This is a genomic window from Lentilactobacillus kosonis, assembly GCF_003864335.1.
Lineage (GTDB): Bacteria > Bacillota > Bacilli > Lactobacillales > Lactobacillaceae > Lentilactobacillus > Lentilactobacillus kosonis.
Genome location: NZ_BEXA01000003.1, coordinates 330238 through 349441, shown reverse-complemented (window position 1 = coordinate 349441; position 19204 = coordinate 330238). Strand labels below are relative to the sequence as shown.

General features: G+C 37.8%; 16 protein-coding genes and 8 pseudogenes. 21 read left to right on the top strand and 3 right to left on the bottom strand.

What is annotated here, in order from left to right; all coding sequences use genetic code 11:
- Positions 1-11: 11 nt before the first annotated feature.
- From NBRC111893_RS07170 to NBRC111893_RS07080, 19 genes and pseudogenes are all read left to right on the top strand, one after another.
- A pseudogene (locus NBRC111893_RS07170) lies at positions 12-1686 on the top strand (propanediol/glycerol family dehydratase large subunit).
- An 18-nt stretch (positions 1687-1704) separates the two neighbouring features.
- On the top strand, positions 1705-2442 hold the full coding sequence (locus NBRC111893_RS07165; RefSeq protein WP_125008523.1) for a propanediol/glycerol family dehydratase medium subunit: 738 nt from the start codon (positions 1705-1707) through the stop codon (positions 2440-2442).
- A 12-nt stretch (positions 2443-2454) separates the two neighbouring features.
- Complete coding sequence (locus NBRC111893_RS07160) at positions 2455-2991, top strand: diol dehydratase small subunit (protein ID WP_125008522.1); 537 nt, start codon at positions 2455-2457, stop codon at positions 2989-2991.
- A 14-nt stretch (positions 2992-3005) separates the two neighbouring features.
- Positions 3006-4838, top strand: coding sequence for a diol dehydratase reactivase subunit alpha (locus NBRC111893_RS07155; protein ID WP_125008521.1), 1833 nt, complete (start codon positions 3006-3008; stop codon positions 4836-4838).
- Positions 4838-5224 carry a glycerol dehydratase reactivase beta/small subunit family protein gene (locus tag NBRC111893_RS07150; protein WP_225417652.1) on the top strand — a complete coding sequence of 129 codons (387 nt, stop codon included), beginning with the start codon at positions 4838-4840 and terminating at the stop codon, positions 5222-5224. Before NBRC111893_RS07155 ends, NBRC111893_RS07150 begins: the two co-directional genes overlap by 1 nt.
- Positions 5202-5648, top strand: coding sequence for a BMC domain-containing protein (locus NBRC111893_RS07145; RefSeq protein WP_125008520.1), 447 nt, complete (start codon positions 5202-5204; stop codon positions 5646-5648). Before NBRC111893_RS07150 ends, NBRC111893_RS07145 begins: the two co-directional genes overlap by 23 nt.
- A 23-nt stretch (positions 5649-5671) precedes the next feature.
- Positions 5672-5947, top strand: coding sequence for a BMC domain-containing protein (locus NBRC111893_RS07140; RefSeq protein WP_305775324.1), 276 nt, complete (start codon positions 5672-5674; stop codon positions 5945-5947).
- A gap of 23 nt (positions 5948-5970) precedes the next feature.
- Positions 5971-6603: a phosphate propanoyltransferase gene (gene pduL / locus NBRC111893_RS07135; RefSeq protein WP_125008518.1), complete on the top strand. Its 633-nt coding sequence runs from the start codon at positions 5971-5973 to the stop codon at positions 6601-6603.
- 207 nt (positions 6604-6810) lie between these two features.
- Positions 6811-7167: pseudogene (gene pduM / locus NBRC111893_RS07130) on the top strand (PduM family microcompartment protein); the annotation flags it as partial.
- A complete protein-coding gene (locus NBRC111893_RS07125; RefSeq protein WP_125008582.1) occupies positions 7097-7378 on the top strand; it encodes a EutN/CcmL family microcompartment protein in 282 nt (93 codons plus the stop codon). The pseudogene pduM and the gene NBRC111893_RS07125, both read left to right, overlap by 71 nt.
- A gap of 13 nt (positions 7379-7391) precedes the next feature.
- Positions 7392-7966: pseudogene (locus NBRC111893_RS07120) on the top strand (cob(I)yrinic acid a,c-diamide adenosyltransferase).
- A 4-nt stretch (positions 7967-7970) separates the two neighbouring features.
- Positions 7971-8447 carry a GlcG/HbpS family heme-binding protein gene (locus NBRC111893_RS07115; protein WP_125008517.1) on the top strand — a complete coding sequence of 159 codons (477 nt, stop codon included), beginning with the start codon at positions 7971-7973 and terminating at the stop codon, positions 8445-8447.
- Between the two features lies 1 nt (position 8448).
- Positions 8449-9884, top strand: a pseudogene (locus tag NBRC111893_RS07110) (aldehyde dehydrogenase family protein).
- A gap of 4 nt (positions 9885-9888) precedes the next feature.
- Positions 9889-11008, top strand: a pseudogene (locus tag NBRC111893_RS07105) (1-propanol dehydrogenase PduQ).
- A 16-nt stretch (positions 11009-11024) separates the two neighbouring features.
- Positions 11025-12208, top strand: a pseudogene (locus NBRC111893_RS07100) (acetate/propionate family kinase).
- Between the two features lie 13 nt (positions 12209-12221).
- The gene (locus tag NBRC111893_RS07095; protein WP_125008516.1) at positions 12222-12566 is read left to right on the top strand and encodes a BMC domain-containing protein; all 345 of its coding nucleotides are present in this window, start codon (positions 12222-12224) and stop codon (positions 12564-12566) included.
- Positions 12567-12576: 10 nt separating this feature from the next.
- Entirely contained in the window at positions 12577-13563 is a 987-nt protein-coding gene (locus tag NBRC111893_RS07090; RefSeq protein ID WP_160114463.1) for an oxidoreductase, read from the top strand.
- Between the two features lie 2 nt (positions 13564-13565).
- Positions 13566-14360 (top strand): tyrosine-protein phosphatase, encoded by a 795-nt coding sequence (locus tag NBRC111893_RS07085; RefSeq protein WP_225417651.1) that lies wholly within the window; start codon positions 13566-13568, stop codon positions 14358-14360.
- Between the two features lie 26 nt (positions 14361-14386).
- Positions 14387-15093: pseudogene (locus NBRC111893_RS07080) on the top strand (MIP/aquaporin family protein).
- A 57-nt stretch (positions 15094-15150) separates the two neighbouring features.
- Here NBRC111893_RS07080 and glpK read toward each other — a convergent pair.
- Both glpK and NBRC111893_RS07070 read right to left on the bottom strand, forming a co-directional pair.
- Positions 15151-16670: pseudogene (glpK, locus tag NBRC111893_RS07075) on the bottom strand (glycerol kinase GlpK).
- Between the two features lie 87 nt (positions 16671-16757).
- Positions 16758-17195, bottom strand: a complete 438-nt coding sequence (locus NBRC111893_RS07070) for a EutP/PduV family microcompartment system protein (RefSeq protein WP_125008513.1) — start codon at positions 17193-17195, stop codon at positions 16758-16760.
- A 360-nt stretch (positions 17196-17555) separates the two neighbouring features.
- Between NBRC111893_RS07070 and NBRC111893_RS07065 the strand changes: the two genes are divergently transcribed.
- Both NBRC111893_RS07065 and NBRC111893_RS07060 read left to right on the top strand, forming a co-directional pair.
- The gene (locus NBRC111893_RS07065) at positions 17556-18353 is read left to right on the top strand and encodes a helix-turn-helix transcriptional regulator (RefSeq protein ID WP_160114462.1); all 798 of its coding nucleotides are present in this window, start codon (positions 17556-17558) and stop codon (positions 18351-18353) included.
- Between the two features lie 13 nt (positions 18354-18366).
- Positions 18367-18585 carry a DUF4430 domain-containing protein gene (locus NBRC111893_RS07060; protein WP_125008511.1) on the top strand — a complete coding sequence of 73 codons (219 nt, stop codon included), beginning with the start codon at positions 18367-18369 and terminating at the stop codon, positions 18583-18585.
- A 125-nt stretch (positions 18586-18710) separates the two neighbouring features.
- On the opposite strand, the gene NBRC111893_RS07055 is transcribed toward NBRC111893_RS07060, so the two are convergent.
- The gene (locus NBRC111893_RS07055; protein WP_125008580.1) at positions 18711-19136 is read right to left on the bottom strand and encodes a C40 family peptidase; all 426 of its coding nucleotides are present in this window, start codon (positions 19134-19136) and stop codon (positions 18711-18713) included.
- Positions 19137-19204 lie beyond the last annotated feature (68 nt).

Here is a 19204-nt window from a genome sequence, read left to right as displayed (position 1 = left end):
AGGTTTAAATATTGAAACGACAAAAAAGATTTGAAGAATTAGAGAAACGTCCAATTCATGAAGACGGTTTCGTTAAGGAATGGCCTGATGAAGGGTTAGTTGCAATGATGGGTCCTAATGATCCGAAGCCTAGCATTAAGGTAGAAAATGGGATTGTAACTGAACTTGATGGTAAAAAGCGAGAAGATTTTGATTTAATCGATATGTATATCGCAACTTACGGGATTGAATTATCTAATGCTGAAAAAGTTATGGCAATGGATTCTGTTCAGATTGCTCATATGTTGGTTGATCCTAATGTTTCTAGAAAAGAAATCATTGATATTACAACTGCGATGACACCCGCAAAGGCTGAGGAAGTTATTAGTAAACTTAACTTTGGTGAAATGATCATGGCAACGCAAAAGATGCGTCCACGTAGAACACCAGCTACTCAATGTCACGTTACTAACATTCGTGATAATCCTGTTCAAATCGCAGCTGATGCAGCTGATGCAGCTCTTAGAGGATTCCAGAACAAGAAACTACCACAGCAGTTGCACGTTACGCTCCATTAAACGCCATCGCAATTCTAGTTGGTTCACAAACAGGTCGTCCAGGAGTATTAACTCAATGTTCTGTTGAGGAAGCTCTTGAATTGAACCTAGGTATGAAAGGTTTCACTGGATATGCTGAAACCATATCTGTTTATGGGACTGACCAAGTATTTACTGATGGTGATGATACACCATGGTCAAAAGGATTCTTAGCTTCTTGTTATGCATCAAGAGGTTTGAAGATGAGATTTACTTCAGGTTCTGGTTCAGAAGCCATGATGGGTTACACCGAAGGTAAGTCAATGTTGTATCTTGAAGCAAGATGTATTTTCATTACCAAAGCTTCTGGTGTTCAAGGACTACAAAATGGTGGGGTTAGTTGTATCGGAATCCCCGGTGCCGTTCCTTCAGGAATCAGATCCGTTTTAGGTGAAAACTTAATTTGTATGATGATGGATCTTGAATGTGCTTCTGGTAATGACCAAGCATTCTCTCACTCAGATATGAGAAGAACTGAACGTTTGCTTGGACAATTCATCGCTGGTACCGACTATGTATCATCAGGTTATTCATCAACACCAAACTATGATAATACCTTTGCTGGTTCTAACACTGATGCCATGGATTACGACGATTACTACATTATGGAACGTGACCTCACAATCAATGGTGGTATTCACCCAGTTGATGAACAAGATGTTATTAAAGTAAGAAATAAAGCTGCTAAAGCAATTCAGGCTGTCTTTGAAGACCTTGGATTACCAAAGATTACTGACGAAGAAGTTGAATCAGCAACCTATGCCAACACTTCACAAGACATGCCAGATCGTAACATGGTTGAAGATATGAAAGCTGCTCAAGACCTCTTTGACAGAGGTATTACTGCTGTTGACATCGTTAAGGCACTTTATAACCACGGATTTAAGGACGTTTCAGATGCTGTTCTTAATCTTCAAAACAAAAGGTTTGTGGTGATTTCTTACAAACATCAGCAATCTTTGATAAAGACTGGAATGTTATTTCAGCTGTCAATGATGCTAATGATTACCAAGGACCAGGTACTGGATACCGTTTGGAAGAAGATACTGAAGAATGGGATCGTATTAAAGATGTACCATTTGCTCTCGATCCAGGTCACATGCAGTTCTAGAGGAAGGAGGATATATACATGAATGGCGAAATAGATGAAGAATTATTACGTAAAATTGTTAAAGAAGTTATTTCGGAGTCCGCTAAAGTAGATAGTCCAATATCCTTTAGTGACTCAGATAATACAGAATCAAAGCAACAAACATCTTCTGTAGCAGTTGCTGACGATGATGATCGCAACACATTATCTCACGCGGTACCTGAACAAAAAGTTGACTGGTTTAAACACGTAGGTATTGCTAAACCAGGATTTTCTCAAGATGAGGTTGTTATCGGTGTTTGTCCAGCTTTCGCTGAGGTTTTGACTCACAATATGACCGGATTATCACATAAAGACATCTTAAGACAAGTGATTGCAGGTATTGAAGAAGAAGGACTTAAGGCTCGAGTAGTTAAAGTCTACCGGACTTCTGATGTGTCATTCTGTGGAGCTGAAGTTGATAAACTATCAGGCTCAGGGATTGCCGTTGCCATCCAATCAAAGGGAACAACAATTATTCACCAAAAAGACCAAGAAGTCTTATCAAATCTTGAATTATTCCCTCAAGCACCCGTATTGACGCTTGATACTTATAGAGCTATTGGGAAAAACGCTGCTGAGTATGCTAAGAATATGTCTCCAAGTCCTGTTCCAACGGTTAACGATCAGATGGCCCGGGTCGCTCATCAAGCAATTTCTGCTTTGATGCATATTAAAGAAACTAAGCAAGTTGTTCCTGGTAAGCCTGCTGAAGAAATTGAAGTTAACTTTGACTAAGGAGAGAGTTCTATGAGTGAAATTGACGATTTAGTAGCTAAGGTTGCCCGCGAATTAGGGGCACAATCTAACAGCTCAAACACAAACAGTTCATCAACTTCTACATCTTCTACCATCTCAAGTAACAATGGTGAAGAATTAGGAGCAAAGGACTACCCATTATATAGTAAGCATCCGGAATTAGTTCATTCACCATCAGGAAAGAGTCTTGACCAGATCACTATTGATAACGTATTGAGCGGTTCCGTTGATTCAAAGGATCTTAGAATTACCCCTGATACCTTACGTTTGCAAGGTGAAATTGCAAGTAATGCTGGCCGTCCTGCAATCCAAAAGAATATGCAACGAGCTGCCGAGCTAACTTCGATTCCTGATGATCGATTATTGGAAATGTACAATGCTTTGAGACCTTATCGTTCAACTAAGCAAGAACTACTAGACATTTCTCAAGAACTATTAGAGAAATACAATGCTAAAGTTTGTTCAAACTGGTTTAAAGAAGCCGCTGAAAATTACGAAGTACAAAAAAAGCTCAAAGGTGATAATTAGTTAGGAGCATTTTTATGAAGCGAGTTATCGGAGTTGATATTGGTAATTCATCAACAGAAACTGCTTTAGCAGAAGTTTCTGATGATGGCCAAGTTAAGTTTGTTGACTCAGGAATTGCTGAGACAACAGGTGTTAAGGGTACCAAGCAAAATTTAATTGGAATTAAAAAATCAATTAACCAAGTTCTTAATAAGGCCAGCCTTGAAGTAAATGATATTGATCTGATTAGAATTAATGAAGCGACCCCAGTTATTGGTGATGTTGCAATGGAAACAATATCTGAAACGATTATTACTGAGTCGACAATGATTGGTCATAATCCGAATACTCCAGGTGGTCTAGGCATTGGTGCTGGGAAAACCATTGGCATTCTTGACTTGGTCCGTGAAAACGATAAAGAAGATTCGTATATTGTTGTTATTCCAGGCCAAGTTGACTACGCTGATGCAGCTAAATTAATCAATATGTATGTAGCTAGTGGTTTTAAAATCACTGCTGCTATTCTACAAAATGATGATGGTGTTTTGGTTAGCAATCGATTGGACAAAAAGATTCCGATTGTTGATGAGGTTTCCCTAATTGAAAAAGTCCCACTTGGAATGTTGGCAGCGGTTGAAGTTGCTGATAAAGGTAAGGTTATTTCACAACTTTCAAACCCATATGGGATTGCGACGTTGTTTGGCCTTACTTCCGATGAAACCAAAAACATTGTGCCAGTTTCAAGAGCGTTGATTGGTAACCGTTCTGCAGTTGTAATCAAGACTCCCGAAGGGGATGTTAAAGCAAGAACTATCCCTGCAGGAAAGATTACAATTCAAGGCGATGGTGGTACTGAAACTGCTGATGTTGCTGGTGGTGCAGACGCAATTATGAATAAAGTTAATAATTTCTCATCAATTGCTGATATTACCGGTGAATCAGGAACAAACGTTGGTGGAATGTTGGAAAAGGTTCGTCAAACAATGGCGGAACTTACTGGTAAGGAAAATAAAGATATTGCTATCCAAGATTTACTTGCAGTGGATACATCCGTTCCCGTCAAGGTCCAAGGTGGTCTTGCGGGAGAATTCTCGACTGAACAAGCCGTTGGAATTGCTGCAATGGTTAAGTCAGATCATCTGCAAATGCAAAGAATTGCTGATTTAATTAAAGACGATCTTGGCATTGATGTTGAAATTGGTGGTGCCGAGGCGGAAGCTGCTATTTTAGGGGCATTGACAACTCCTGGAACAAGCAAACCAATTGCAATTCTTGATTTAGGTGCTGGATCAACTGATGCATCAATTATCAATAAAGAAAACCAGATTGTTGCCATTCATTTAGCAGGTGCTGGTGATATGGTCACGATGATTATTAATTCAGAGTTGGGAATCGATGATATTTATCTAGCAGAAGAAATTAAGAGATATCCATTGGCCAAAGTTGAGAACCTATTCCAGATTCGTCATGAAGATGGTACGGTTCAGTTCTTCGACAAGCCGTTACCAGCAGATATTTTTGCTAAGACTGTGGTTATTAAGCCTGATGGATATTCACCAATTCCAGGAAATCTTAGCATCGAACAGGTTAAATTAATTCGCCAGAGTGCTAAGAAGCGAGTATTCGTTCAAAATGCTAGGCGGGCACTACAACATGTTAGTCCAACTGGGAATATTCGAGATATTCCATTTGTGGTGATTGTTGGTGGCTCAGCATTGGACTTTGAAATACCACAATTTGTAACGGATGAACTTTCACACTATAACCTTGTTGCTGGTCGAGGAAACGTGAGATCAATCGAAGGACCACGAAATGCTGTAGCAACTGGGTTGATTTTATCTTATGCAAATGAAAGAAGGAATGGCTAGTGATTGAAGAAAATGAAAAAATTCCGTCAATCGTATTAGCGGTTTCTGAAGCAGATAAATCACTTAGTGGCCTAGATGAGCTATTCAATGGAATTGAAGAAGAGGAAATTCCGGTTTCAATTCAATCGATTGCTGATGGTGACACGTTTATCAGAGCCCATAAAGCAGCATTGAGTTCTAAACTTGCTGTTGGAATCGCGTTTGACCAAGATATGGTTGTTTTACATCATAAGAATTTGAAGGAGCGCGAACCGTTGTTTGTGATTGATCGCAGCAATCAACAAATGTTGAGATCACTTGGAGCCAACGCAGCTAGGTTAGTTAAAGGGACACCTTTTAAAAAATTGAAGGGAGGAACCTTGTTTGAAATCATTAGGATATCTTGAAGTAACTGGTCTTTCAACAGCGATTGTTGCGGCAGATAAAATGTTAAAAACAGCTGATGTTGAGCTTTCTTCAGTAGAAAATACTAAGGGAGCTGGCTGGGTTACAATTTGTGTGACTGGTGATGTTGCAGCAGTTTCTGTTGCAATCGACACGGCTAAGGATGCTGTAGGTAGCTGTTATGTATCATCAACAGTGATTGCAAATCCAGCTGATGGGGTTGATGAATTATCAGTATCAGATGCAATTAAAGGATTTGATAAACAGACTCCAACAGAGGAAGCCAAGCCTGAAGAAGTTAAGGATAACAATTTAAACACTTCAGACGTGAATACTAATAGTACGGAAAATGAACTTAAGGATACTAAGAAATCAAAGAGTACCAAAAGTTCAAAAAGTAGTAAAAAAAATAACAAGAAAAAATAAAGACCCAATAAATGGAGGAATTTATTATGAATAACGCATTAGGAATGATTGAAACTAAAGGACTTGTTGCATCTATTGAAGCAGCTGATGCAATGGTTAAGGCTGCTAACGTTGAAATGGTTGGCCAAGAAAAAATTGGTAGTGGGTTAGTTACTATCATGGTACGTGGTGATGTTGGTGCCGTTAAAGCAGCCGTTGATGCTGGTGTATCTGCAGCCGAAAACATTGGTGAGGTTATTACATCATACGTAATTCCTCGTCCACACGCAGAAGTTGAAAACATTTTACCAACAAAATAAGATAACGAAGGTATTAATTGACTATGAATGAAGAAGAATTAAGACAGATAATTAGGAAAATTATCATTGAAGAAACACAGTCTAATACCGTCAGAATTGGCGTTTCAAATCATCATATTCATTTAACTGATGAAGATTTCAATACGCTATTTCCAGGACAAAAAATGACGGTGTTCAAACCACTATATCAACATAACGAATTTGCATCTAATCAATTTGCTGACATTGTTGGTCCTAAGGGGACGGTTAAACACGTCAGAATTCTTGGGCCTAACCGTAGTCATTCACAAGTTGAAATTGCTAAGTCTGAAACATACACCTTAGGAATTGATGCTCCAATTAGATTGTCCGGGCACCTTGATGGTGCGCCAAGCGTTAAGTTAGTTACTCCAGATGGTGAAGTTACCGTCCAAGGTGTAATTGTTGCTAAACGTCATATTCACATGAGTTTAGACGATGCACAACGTTTAGGAGTTAAGCTTGGCGATACTGTTTCTGTTGAAATTGACAGTAAAGATCGAAAGACAATTTTTGATGATGTTATTGCCCGTCCACGGGAAGACTTCCTATTAGAAATGCACATCGATACCGATGAAGCAAGTGCAGCTAATGTTGGTCCAAATACTGTCGGAAAAATTATGGTTAACAAAAAATAATTAACTAGCAAGGGGGAAGGTTCTGTGGATGAACTTGTTGCGAAGTTAAGGAAAAACTAAATCTTCGTCAAGCACAATCTATCGAACTAACTTACTCCCAGAGTGTCCCTAGCGAAAAGTATTTATTGATAATGCTAATGTCGATATTATGACTACACCACTAGAGCTAATTGTAGACATGTTCAAGATTAATTTGAAGATGACTGGGTTCGGTGGATAGCTAAGGGCTTTGAGTATGACATTAACTTTAGGTTTGAGGTCTCAACTCAGATTTCCAAATTCATTCCCCTGAGGATGATTCGGGATTGGCCATGTTTATTCGTAGTTGATGCGATTCGACCAATGTATGTTGTTGATGGTTCACACATCACGCGAGGAGATATTGCTAGTAAGCCTGATAAGTCAATCATAGTACTAACAAACAAACAAAAATTAACATCTGACGCGGAAGATATCGTTAGCTATAAGGATATTCAACTACAAGTGAGGAATGATGAAGAGTGTATATGGCAAAGTAGTGGGAAGCGTAGTTTCTACTCAGAAGGACAAATCGTTAATTGGTAGAAAATTGATGATAGTTCAACCGGTCGATTCTAAAGGTAATCCATCACGTGCTGAAGAAGTAGCTGCAGACTCAGTTGGGGCTGGAGTTGGTGAATACGTATTGATTGTCCGGGGTGCTGGTGCACGATTAGCAAACCATACTGAGACGAGTGTCCGAGATGTTGTTGATTGTGCAATTGTTGGAATTATTGACCAGTTTGATAAGCAATAGGGGATGATCGTTTTTGGCAATTTATACAAAAGGTGGAGACAAGGGTAATACTAGTCTCTACGATGGACAGCGTATTGGTAAAGACTCCTTAAGAGTAGAAACATATGGATTATTTGATGAGCTGAACGCTAATGTTAGTTTGGCAGATAAAATGTGTGTATCTAAAGAAAATAAAGAGATTTTACAAAAAATTGAATATAAAATGTTCTTTCTTCAGGGAGAAATCGCTACTGAGGATACTGACAAGTTTATTGCTAATAGCGTAATTATCACTGAAGATGATGTAAATTATCTTGAATCAATTATAGATAAATATACTGATGAACTTCCTAAGGTAACGAGCTTTATTTTGCCCGGCGCTAGTATGGCTGGAGCTCAACTTCATATCTGTAGAACGGTGTGTCGAAGAGCGGAACGTCAATTAGTTAGATTTGCTAAGGAAGAAACAATTAGACCAGTACTAGAAAAATACGTCAACAGAATGTCGGATTTTTCTATATTATGGCTAGATCAGAAGATCATGAGGACTATATCGAAACTGTAATTGATAAGGTAGTCGAACGATATAAACGAGACGTTAAGGAGTAATAATATGAACGAAGAACACATTGGAGAAATTGTTAAGGGAATTCTTGCAGGTACCAGCAGTACAGATGGAATTTTCGATAAACATAAGATGGAAAAAGCCATCGATGATGGGATTGCCAAAGCCGATGAATTAAAAGTCGGAGTTACTTTCTGCTTCATGGATGCTGGCCGCGTTGAAAGAATGCTATACCATATGCCTAATGCCAACCTTGTAAGTAGTGAATTGGCACCTAAAAAGGCATGGTCAGCCATCTCAATGAAGGAACCAACTAAGGAAATCAGTAAAGATATCCAACCAGGCGCTCCGTTGTATCAAATGGAAACAATGTTAGACGGAAAATTAGTTTCATTCCCTGGTGGAATTCCATTAACTGTTAATGGCAGAATCATTGGTGCCATTGGTGTTAGTGGTGGACTAATTGAAGAAGATCAAGCAATTTGTGAAGCAACAGTTGCATCATTTATGAAGGAGATTAGTTAATATGGATCAATTAGAAGAGCAAATTCGAAAGATTTTGAGCGAAGAATTATCAACAGTCGCTCAAAGCAACAATAACAGCAATTCTGGTAGTGTAAATAACGTTAACCGTGGAATCTATAAGACAGTTGATGAAGCGGTTGCTGCTGCTAAGCACACGCAAGAAATCTTAGTGGATAAGCCCCTTGCATTTCGCGAAAAATTATCGATGCAATTAAAGACGGATTCCGACCATATATCGATAAGATGGCAAAGGATATTAAAGAAGAAACTGGTATGGGGACAGTAGAAGCAAAGGTTGCTAAACTTAACAACGCGCTTTACAACACACCAGGAACAGAAATTCTTCAACCAGAAGCTGAAACCGGTGATGGCGGACTAGTCATGTACGAATACGCACCATTTGGTGTTATTGGTGCCGTTGGTCCAAGTACTAACCCTTCAGAAACTGTAATCGCTAACGGGATTGCAATGATTGCTGGTGGAAATACCGTGTACTTTGGTGCCCATCCAGGTGCAAAGAACATTACTCGCTGGACGATTGAAAAGTTAAACGAATTTGTATATAAAGCAACTGGTATGACCGATGTTGTCGTTTCAATTGAAGAACCTTCAATTGAATCTGTTCAAGAAATGATGGCCCATCCAGATATCGCAATGCTTTCAATTACTGGTGGCCCTGCAGTTGTTCACCAAGCATTAATTAGTGGTAAGAAAGCTATTGGTGCTGGTGCTGGTAACCCACCTGCAATGGTTGATGCAACTGCTAATATCGAATTAGCTGCACATAACATTGTCGAATCCGCTGCATTTGATAACAATATTCTATGTACTGCTGAAAAAGAAGTCGTTGTTGAATCAAGTGTTAAAGATGAACTTATTCGTGACATGCAAAATGAAGGCGCATTCTTGTTAACTAATTCTTCAGATGCTGATAAATTAGCACAAATGGCCATTGGTCCTAAGGGAGCTCCGGATCGTAAGTTTGTTGGAAAAGATGCCACATTTATCTTGGACGAAGCTGGTATTAGTTACACTGGCAAGCCAAAATTGATCATCGTTGAAACCAGCAAAGATCATCCATTAGTAACTACTGAAATGTTGATGCCAATTTTGCCAATCGTATCATGTCCTAACTTTGATGCCGTATTGGCAACTGCAGTTGAAGTTGAAGGTGGACTACACCATACTGCTTCAATCCATTCAGAAAACTTACCACATATCAATAAGGCTGCTCACAGAATGAATACATCAATTTTTGTTGTTAATGGCCCAACATATGCTGGTACTGGGGTTGCTGCTAATGGTGCTCACTCAGGTGCTTCTGCACTTACAATTGCAACGCCAACTGGTGAAGGTACAACCACTGCAAAATCATTTACAAGACGTCGCCGTCTAAACTCACCTGAGGCATTTTCACTTCGTTCATGGGAGGCATAAATTTATGGAAACAATTTCAATTCCAACCAAGATTTTTTCTGGAATAGATAGCCTCGACGAATTAAACAACATTTCAAATGAAACGGTGTTTATGGTCTGTGACTCATTCCTTCCTAATACTGAAACACTTAAGGAAATTACTGGTCATATTAATAACACTAATAAATTAAGTATTTTTTCAGACGTTAAACCTGATCCTCCTTTGGCAAACATTATCAAGGGAGTTAAAAAATATATTAACGTGAAGCCAACTGTCGTTATCGGCATCGGTGGCGGTTCTGCCATTGATACTGGGAAAGCAATCCGCTTCTTCGGTGAAAAAATTCTCAAGCAAAATATTAAGTTCTTCACTGCCATTCCAACAACTAGTGGAACTGGTTCAGAAGTAACTAATACCAGCGTTATCTCAGATGCAGAAACCCAAAGAAAATTTCCAATTATGGATGACCACCTGACTCCAGATTACGCATTGCTTGACCCTAAGTTAGTCACTAGTGCGCCAAAGAGTGTCACTGCATATTCAGGACTTGATGTGTTAACTCACTCACTTGAATCATTGGTTGCAAAGACGCTAACCTAATGACCGATGCGCTTGCTGAAAGGGTGTTGATACCATTGTTCATCATTTAGTTGATTGTTATAACGATGGTAATGACATTGATTCAAGAAAGATTGTTCATGAAGCTTCTTGTGCAGCAGGAATTGCCTTTAACACTGCTGGATTGGGAATCAATCATTCAATTGCTCACCAATTAGGTGCCGCTTTCCATATTCCACATGGATTGGCAAATGCAATGTTGTTACCATACGTAGTTAGCTACAACGCTTCTAAGAGCGATACTGCTCTTAGAAAGTACGCAGAGGCTACTAGAAAGGCCGGCTTGGCATCAAGTGGGATGGGAGATAAAGTGGCCGTTCGTCATTTGATTTCTCAAATTCAAACAATGATGCGTCAAATGCATTGTCCTGCTACTTTAGATGCCTTTGGAATCGATCAAGCTACTGCAGTTAAAATGACTGCCAAAATTGTGAGAGACGCAAGACAAGATGGTACCTTTCCAGGTAATCCAGTAGTTCCTACTGATGATGATCTGATTTCAATTTATAAACAAATTATCAAATAATACTGGGGTGCTAACTATGTCAAAAAAAGTTTTATCAATAAACTCAGGTAGCTCTTCTATAAAATTCAAACTATACGATATGCCTGAAGAAGTGGTTCTAGCAGGTGGTCAAGTTGACCGAATTGGAAACGATGATGCTCAAGTTTCATATACAATCAATGATAAGTCCAGCAAAAAAGTTGAATCTATCTTAGATCATCGCACCGCAATCTCTGAAGTGATTGCCATCCTTTTAAACAGTGGGGTTATTCAATCAAAGAATGAAATTGCTGGTGTTGGTCACCGGATTTCTCATGGTGGTCCTGTATATACTCATTCTGTAGTGGTTGATGACGATGTGAAAAAGACGATTAAGGATCTTAGCGTTCTTTCACCTTGCATAATCCGGTTAACCTTGAGGGAATCGTTGAATTTGAAAAGGCGTTACCTAATGCGACTCAAGTTGCAGTCTTTGATACTTCATTCCACAAGACGATGCCTGAAGAAGCATATATGTATGCATTGCCATATGATTATTATAAGAATGACGGCATCAGAAGATACGGATTCCACGGACCTTCGCATCAGTATATTAGTGAAAAGTCACGGGAATTGTTCGGTAGCGAACAAACACATCGAGTAATTTCTTGTCATTTGGGTAATGGTAGTAGCTTGTGTGCTTTGAAGGATGGAAAATCTGTGAATACTTCAATGGGATTCACACCGCTTGCTGGTTTAATGATGGGAAGTAGATCAGGTGATATTGATCCTGAAATAATTCCATTCATTGAAGAGAAATTCAAATTAGATTCTGAAGACGTCAGACGAGTTCTGAATCGGGAATCGGGAATTCTAGGAATTTCTGGAGTATCAAATGATATTCGAGAAGTGGAAGATGCGGCTAAAAATGGTAATAAGCGAGCAGAATTGGCATTATCAATGTTTGTCCACCAAATTCAACACTATATCGGTTCTTATGTAACAGATTTAAATGGTCTTGATACATTAGTATTCACTGCCGGAATTGGTGAACATGACAGTATGATTCGTTCAATGGTTTGTTCAAAGCTTAGTTATTTGGGTGTTGAAATTGATGAGCAAAAGAATGCTAACAATGAAACGTCAATTGAAACGGCAAACAGTAAAGTTAAAGTAGCCGTTATCCCAACTGACGAAGAAATTGTAATTGCTAGAGATGTAGTTAGCGTTGCTAAACTCTGAAAGGAGTAGAAAATTGGCTAGAGATATCGAAAGAACAATTCAAGAATATGTTCCAGGAAAACAAGTTACGATGGCACATATTGTTGCCAATCCGACAATGGATATCTATGACAAGTTGGGAATCCAGTCACCTAAAAATGCAATTGGAATTCTAACAATTACTCCTAGTGAGGCATCAATTATTGCCGGTGACGTAGCTACCAAAGCAGGTAACGTTACATTAGGCTTCATTGACCGGTTTAGTGGTTCCGTCGTTGTGGTTGGAGATGTCTCTGAAGTGGAGATTGCTTTAAGAAAAGTATTAGATACTTTACATGATCTTTTGGGATTCGACACAGCCAATATTACCAGAACTTGAGAGGGATAATATGTTAAATAGTATTGTTCGAAAACAACTCAAAATTAATGGTAAGCTTTCAGTCAGAAATAATATCTTTCTTTCGCCACTTGACATCAATAAATCATCGATTGATGGCACGGTAAGTCAAAATGATCTTATGTTTCACTCAAGTCGATCAAAGGATGTTGGAGTTGATGTGGTTGGTTCGGCTTATGTGTCTCAAACTGGCAAGACATCAACCAACTCAGTAAGTATCTGTAAAGACAGTGATGTTAACCAGTTAAGATACTTATCTGATGCGATTCATCAGAATGGAAGCAGGGCTTTCATTCAACTGGTTCACGCTGGAAGAATGACAAATAGTAATACTAACGGAGGATTACCCGTGATAGCGCCAAGTGCAGTTAAGGCTAAACACGGGGATTTTCCTATCCCAAGAGAAATGACTAAGGGTGATGTTTATCAGGTGATTCAGGAATTTACTGATGCAGTTGATAGAGCTTATGCCGCAGGTTTTGATGGCATAGAACTTCACGGGGCAAATACGTTTTTATTACAGCAATTTGTATCACCACAATCAAATCAGAGAACTGATATGTTTGGTGGTAATTTGTATCGTAGACTAACTTTTGTCACTTTATTAGTAACGAAAGTTATTGAACATGCCAAAAAACTATCAAGTAATTTTATCGTGGGCTATCGATTGTCTCCCGAGGAAATTGAAGATGGTGGAATGACACTAGACGAGACAGTCTCATTAGCAATTGTTTTGGATAAACTGGGAATTGATTACTTAAGTTTATCGATTAGTAATTACGCGCAGATACCTCAAACTGTGGATACGGAAATGTCGATTGTCAGTATTTTTGAAAAGTTTGTCAAGTGTCAAATAGTTGTTGCTGGTGGGATAAAAACCAAGCAGGACATTATTGAAGCAGGTCATAAAGCGGACTTCTTAGCCGTTGGAATGGCGCTTATCAATGATCCTGATTGGCTGAAAAAGGTAGGAGATTGATCATGACCGATAGCATTTTAGAAATTCCGGGAACTTTTAACCTCAGAGATTTAGGAGGATTAAAAGCTAACGATAATAAAACGGTGAAAGCTCATAAGTTATTGCGGGGTGGATACCTAACGGATATTTCTGATGGTGGGGTCAAGATGATTGAGGATTATGGGATAAAAACAGTGATTGATTTGAGATCATCGTCAGAAATTTCCCAATATCCTGATCGGCTGTCGTCATCAATAAACTATTTGAATATTCCACTATTTGATGATGACACAACTAGTAGTACCAAGTCTTTGGCTGAAATCAATCGAGCTTATGCAAATGATAACCAGTATGGTTATGAACGAATGATGAGATCTTATCGTAAATTCGTTACCGATCCACATGCGATTAACGCATTTCGAGAGTTCTTTTATGCAGTGGCTGAGTTTGGACAACAAGATAATGGCATTTTATTTCATTGCTCTGCAGGAAAAGATCGTACAGGAATATGTACATATTTATTGCTGTCGATTCTTGGAGTTAATCAAACTGATATTAAATTGAATTATCTAGAATCAAATGATGCATCCGAAAAGAGAATTCAATGGCGACTTGATGAAGCAAAAAAGATGAAATTGGGTCGGGATTTTGTAAAATCAATCAGCGACTTAATTGTTGTCAATGATGACTACTTAGAACAGGCAACTTCCATTATTAATGAAGTGTACGGGGGACTGTCAGAATTTATTTTTAATGAGGTTGGCTTAGATAATTCAGTAATTATAAAGATTAGAAATAATTTTTTGGAACACAACTAAATAATATAGAAAAAGTGGTGAATATTATGAATGGATTTATCGGTGAGTTTTTGGAACAATGATTCTTATCATTTTAGGAACAGGTACAGGAGCAGGTGTTAACCTAAAGAAGACTTATGGTAAAGGATCAGATTGGTTATTTGTCAGTGTTTCTTGGGGCCTTGCAGTAACAATGGGGGTTTACGTTGCAGCTATGCTTGGTTCTGATGGTCATTTGAACCCAGCGGTTACTATTGGGTTTGCTGCTGCGGGATTATTCAAGTGGAGTTTAGTAGTTCCTTATCTACTTGGTCAATTCTTAGGAGCGTTTGTTGGGGCAGCAATTGTTATTATTCATTACTACCCACATTTCAAAGCAACTAAGACTGAAGAAGAGGGAAACCAAGTTGGAATTTTTGCCACGGTTCCAGCAATTAGTTCTCCATTTTGGAATTTTATGTCTGAAGTAATTGCGACATTTGCTTTTGTGTTCATCTTACTTAACTTAGGTGATTTCACAGAAGGTTTAAAGCCATTTATTGTCGGAACATTAATTTTAGTTATAGGTAGTGCTCTAGGAACAACAACGGGATTTGCTTTGAATCCAGCTCGTGATTGGTCTCCTAGACTGGCTTATACAATTCTCCCAGTTCCTAACAAGGGAAGATCAAATTGGGGATATGCATGGGTACCAATGGTTGGGCCAATTGTTGGTGCAATTATTGCTAGTTTATTAGAAGTTGCAATTAATTAATTTTTATTAACTAAAAAGAGCGTCCTTGTCATCGAATGACAGGAACGCTCTTTTATATTACGAATTAAAATTATGAGAATGATGTTTCGAAAATTCTTGAGTTGCCCAGACGGCATCTTTCCAGCCATCATAAAGCAGTTGGCGTTTTTCATCATCGATATTTGGATAAAATTCTGTATCAGGGTGAACTAATTCCCTAATCTCGTCAAAGTCTTGCCAAAATCCGACAGCCAAACCAGCGAGAAAGGCGACTCCTAATGCATCAGCATCCGAAACTTGTGATCTTCGTAAATTAAGGTTAAGAATATCGGCCTGGAATTGGTCGAGATAATCAATACGCGAAATTCACCATTTATCATCATCTGATTAATATTAATACTAGTTTCTGAATTCATTAGATTAACAACATCTGTGGTTTGGTAAGCAACCGATTCAAGCGTCGCTCTAATAAAATCGTAATTTGTGGTTTCCTGTGTCATGCCGAAAGATGCAGCCTTAGCTGCTGAATCCCAGTAAGGAGCACTGAGTCCGGTGAATGCAGGCACTACATACATTTCTTGGTTGTCGGTCGACATCATTGCTAATTTACCAGCTTCACTTGTGGAATTAATTAGTTTCAAACCGTTTTTAAGCCACTGGATAGCTGATCCAGCAACAAAGATACTTCCTTCAACAGCATATGAAACAGTGCCATCTATGCCGTATGCGATCGTTGTAATGAGCCGTTTCTCCGATCTTTTTATGGTTTGTCCTGTATTTAGCATGATAAACGCTCCGGTACCATATGTTCCGGAGATATTCCCTTTATCCAGTGCTAATTGACCAATCATAGCTGCCTGTTGGTCACCAGCAATGCCGGCGATTGGAATTTTAGCACCAAAGAAAACATCCTGATCAGTGTAAGCATAGATTTCCGAGTTCGAATGAACTTCAGGTAACATCTTTTCAGGAATTTTTAGTAATTTCAAAATATCTTTATCCCATTCAAGAGTATTAATGTTGAATAGCATCGTTCGTGATGCATTTGTGTAATCAGTGACGTGGGTCTTTCCAGAAGTTAGTTTCCAAACAATCCAAGAGTCGAGAGTTCCAAATAATAAATCACCTTTATATAACTTTTGACCCAATTCAGGATCATGATTTAATAACCACACGATTTTAGTTGCTGAAAAATATGGATCAATAAATAGCCCGGTCCGTTCATGAATAAAATTTGAGTATCCATCGTCAATTAATTTATTTGAAATGAATTCACTTTGGCGTGATTCCCACATTAAGGCATTATGAATTGGATTACCAGTAATCTTATTCCAAAGGATTGTCGTTTCCCGCTGATTGGTTATCCCAATGCTGGCGATTTCTGCAGGTTTAATTTGGCCTAAAATCAGAATATTAGTGACACATGAAATTAGTTTTTCCCATATTTCCTGCGGATCTTGTTCAAACCAACCGGGTTGGACGGAGTAATGGCTGATTTCTTTGGTTGTGGAAGCCACATTATCACCATTGTGATCAAAAATATGGGCAGTAACACGGCTAGTTCCGATATCTAAGGATAGTATATATTTCTTTGTCATTGGCTTAATCTCCTATGATGATCATTCATATCGCTCCTAATCAGCGATAGTACGTAAATAAGTTACGTTAAATTGTAACTAGGAGTTTTAACCGTTATGCGAATCGATTAATTTTCTTACTTGATCAACATTTTGGTTCGTTACTGAAGACACTTCGATAATATGATTAATACCAGTTTCTAAAAGGCGACTACGGGCATATTCGATATCAGATTCTGATGCTTCGTCGACTTTAGTGATTATTCCAACTACATCAGCTGAAAACATCGTAGTAAATCCAGGTGGAAAAATTGCTCGTTTATCTATCGAACTTTGTAAGAGAAAAATAATGGAAGCTTCTGCAGAAGTCGTAATTAAAGTAGAGTAAAGTCGACGATGTTCAACATATTCTCCTGGAGTGTCAATTATGTCATCATAAAAATCTAATGCTTGAGTTTTATTATAATTTATCTGGATATGATGTAACGCCTGGATTAACGTGGTCTTTCCACAGCCAATAGCGCCAATCAACATTGCTTTTTTCAAAAACACGCCTCCTAGCATTGTATATACTTTGTGTAAAGTATAACATGTTTAATTAAGCCTCCAAAAATTATTTTCAGGAATGATTTTAATATTATGTGAAGAGTTATCTTATAAAAAATGAAACTTAGAATTATACATTTTAATAAATTGTTTTACTTTGATACGAATAAAATAAAACATTTTATTGTTAATAATTAATTATAGTTGCCGTTATTAAGCGATAAAGTGGTATTTTTGTTAAAGAAAATACAATTAAACTTTGAAATTTGTACTACTTTGTGTTGAAGATTAGCTACTTTAAGATATAATGATATTTAGAAAGGGCTTTCAGAAAAAACGGCCTTCAGGGGGATACTGCTTGTGACAGATCAAACAATTAATGCGCCATCTTTGACAGAGTATTCGAGTTTGGGTTCATACCTTCAGTCATTCTCAGATATTACACAAATTGATGCGCTGTTTTATAGCTTAACGGGGGTTTTGGTTCATAATAATAATGTTTATTCAGATGATAAAATTATTCAAAGTGAGCTAGATGTTAATAAGATTGTTAAGTATACAATTTTTCCAATCATTTTAGATTCAAAATTATTGGGATTCGTTTTGTGCAATTGCGATAATGTATCCCAACAACGAGTTAAACTTTCTAAAGAATACTTGAATAATATATTTACTCAGGTTTTCGATGAAGAGGGATCAGGGAAACAAGTTGTGCTTGATGCGTTGAGTAATGAACAATTTGGTCAAATTAACTATCTTAGTATTTTGTTAAAACTTTCTTTTAGATATAGCAACGTAGTTGAAGAACAAGTAGATAAGCAGGTTACAGCATCTTCTGAAGCATCTAAAAGTCTAAAAAAAGCAATTGATTATATTTTGAAAAATATTAACAAGTCATTTTCTTTAAATGATCTTGCTGATAAAGTTTACCTATCTCCCTCATATTTAAGTCGACTTTTCAAAAAGGATTTACACATTACGTTTATCGATTATGTTAATCATTTAAAAGTGGCTAAGGCGAAGGAGAAACTTGCCTTAACTAATCAACCGGTTAGCTCTATTGCGCTTTCCGTGGGCTTTTCACAAACAAGTTATTTTACTAAGACATTTAAAAAAATGGCTAAAAACTACGCCATCAAAATTTCGAGATCAATATAAAGGTACCGAGAGAATGTTTACTATTCCGCATACTATTGATTGGGATGAAAGTAGCACCGTTTTTGAGGTATCAAAGAAATATTTCCAAGATAAGGGAATTGATTTTTTCTACCAATCTGGAAATAATAACTTATACGTAAATAGTATTGATAACTTGACTGATTCAGCTGAGGTTAGCGGTTGGCTATTCACGTCGACGGTCTTCAACCAGATGATCCTGTTAATAGAATAAAAGTTACAGACGTTTCAGAAATTCAGTGGATATATACAGAATTTAAGAAACGATAAGTTATCTGAAAATAAAAAATCCCCTGTTAATTTAAAGTTATGACTTTAATTAACAGGGGATTTTGGATATTAATACGTTAAGTTAGCAGGTCTTGAAAAACCAACGACATGCCACCATGGTGAGTAAACTCGTTCAACAATGACTCCTCGGTTTTGGGAGTCAATCATTTTACCGTTACCAATATACATACCAACGTGTGAGATACTATGTTTACTACCACCAAAGTATACTAGGTCGCCTTTTTTTATGTTTGACTTAGATACTTTTTTAGTATGGTTATATTGTTGTTGAGCAGTTCGCGGAATGGTTTTCTTAATTGATTTTTTATAAACGTATTTCGTAAACCCTGAACAATCAAAATGAGTGGGTCCAGTAGCCCCCCAAACATATCGAGCACCTAGATGCTTCTTAGCAGTTTTAAGTACTGAATCATATGATGTGTTGCTCTTAGCAGAAGCAGTTTCTGATGATGGATTGATTGCTACGAGCATCATTGCAATAGTTGCGATGAACAATAGTGATTTAACGACGTTTTTGATAATATTGTTGTTGGAAACGATAT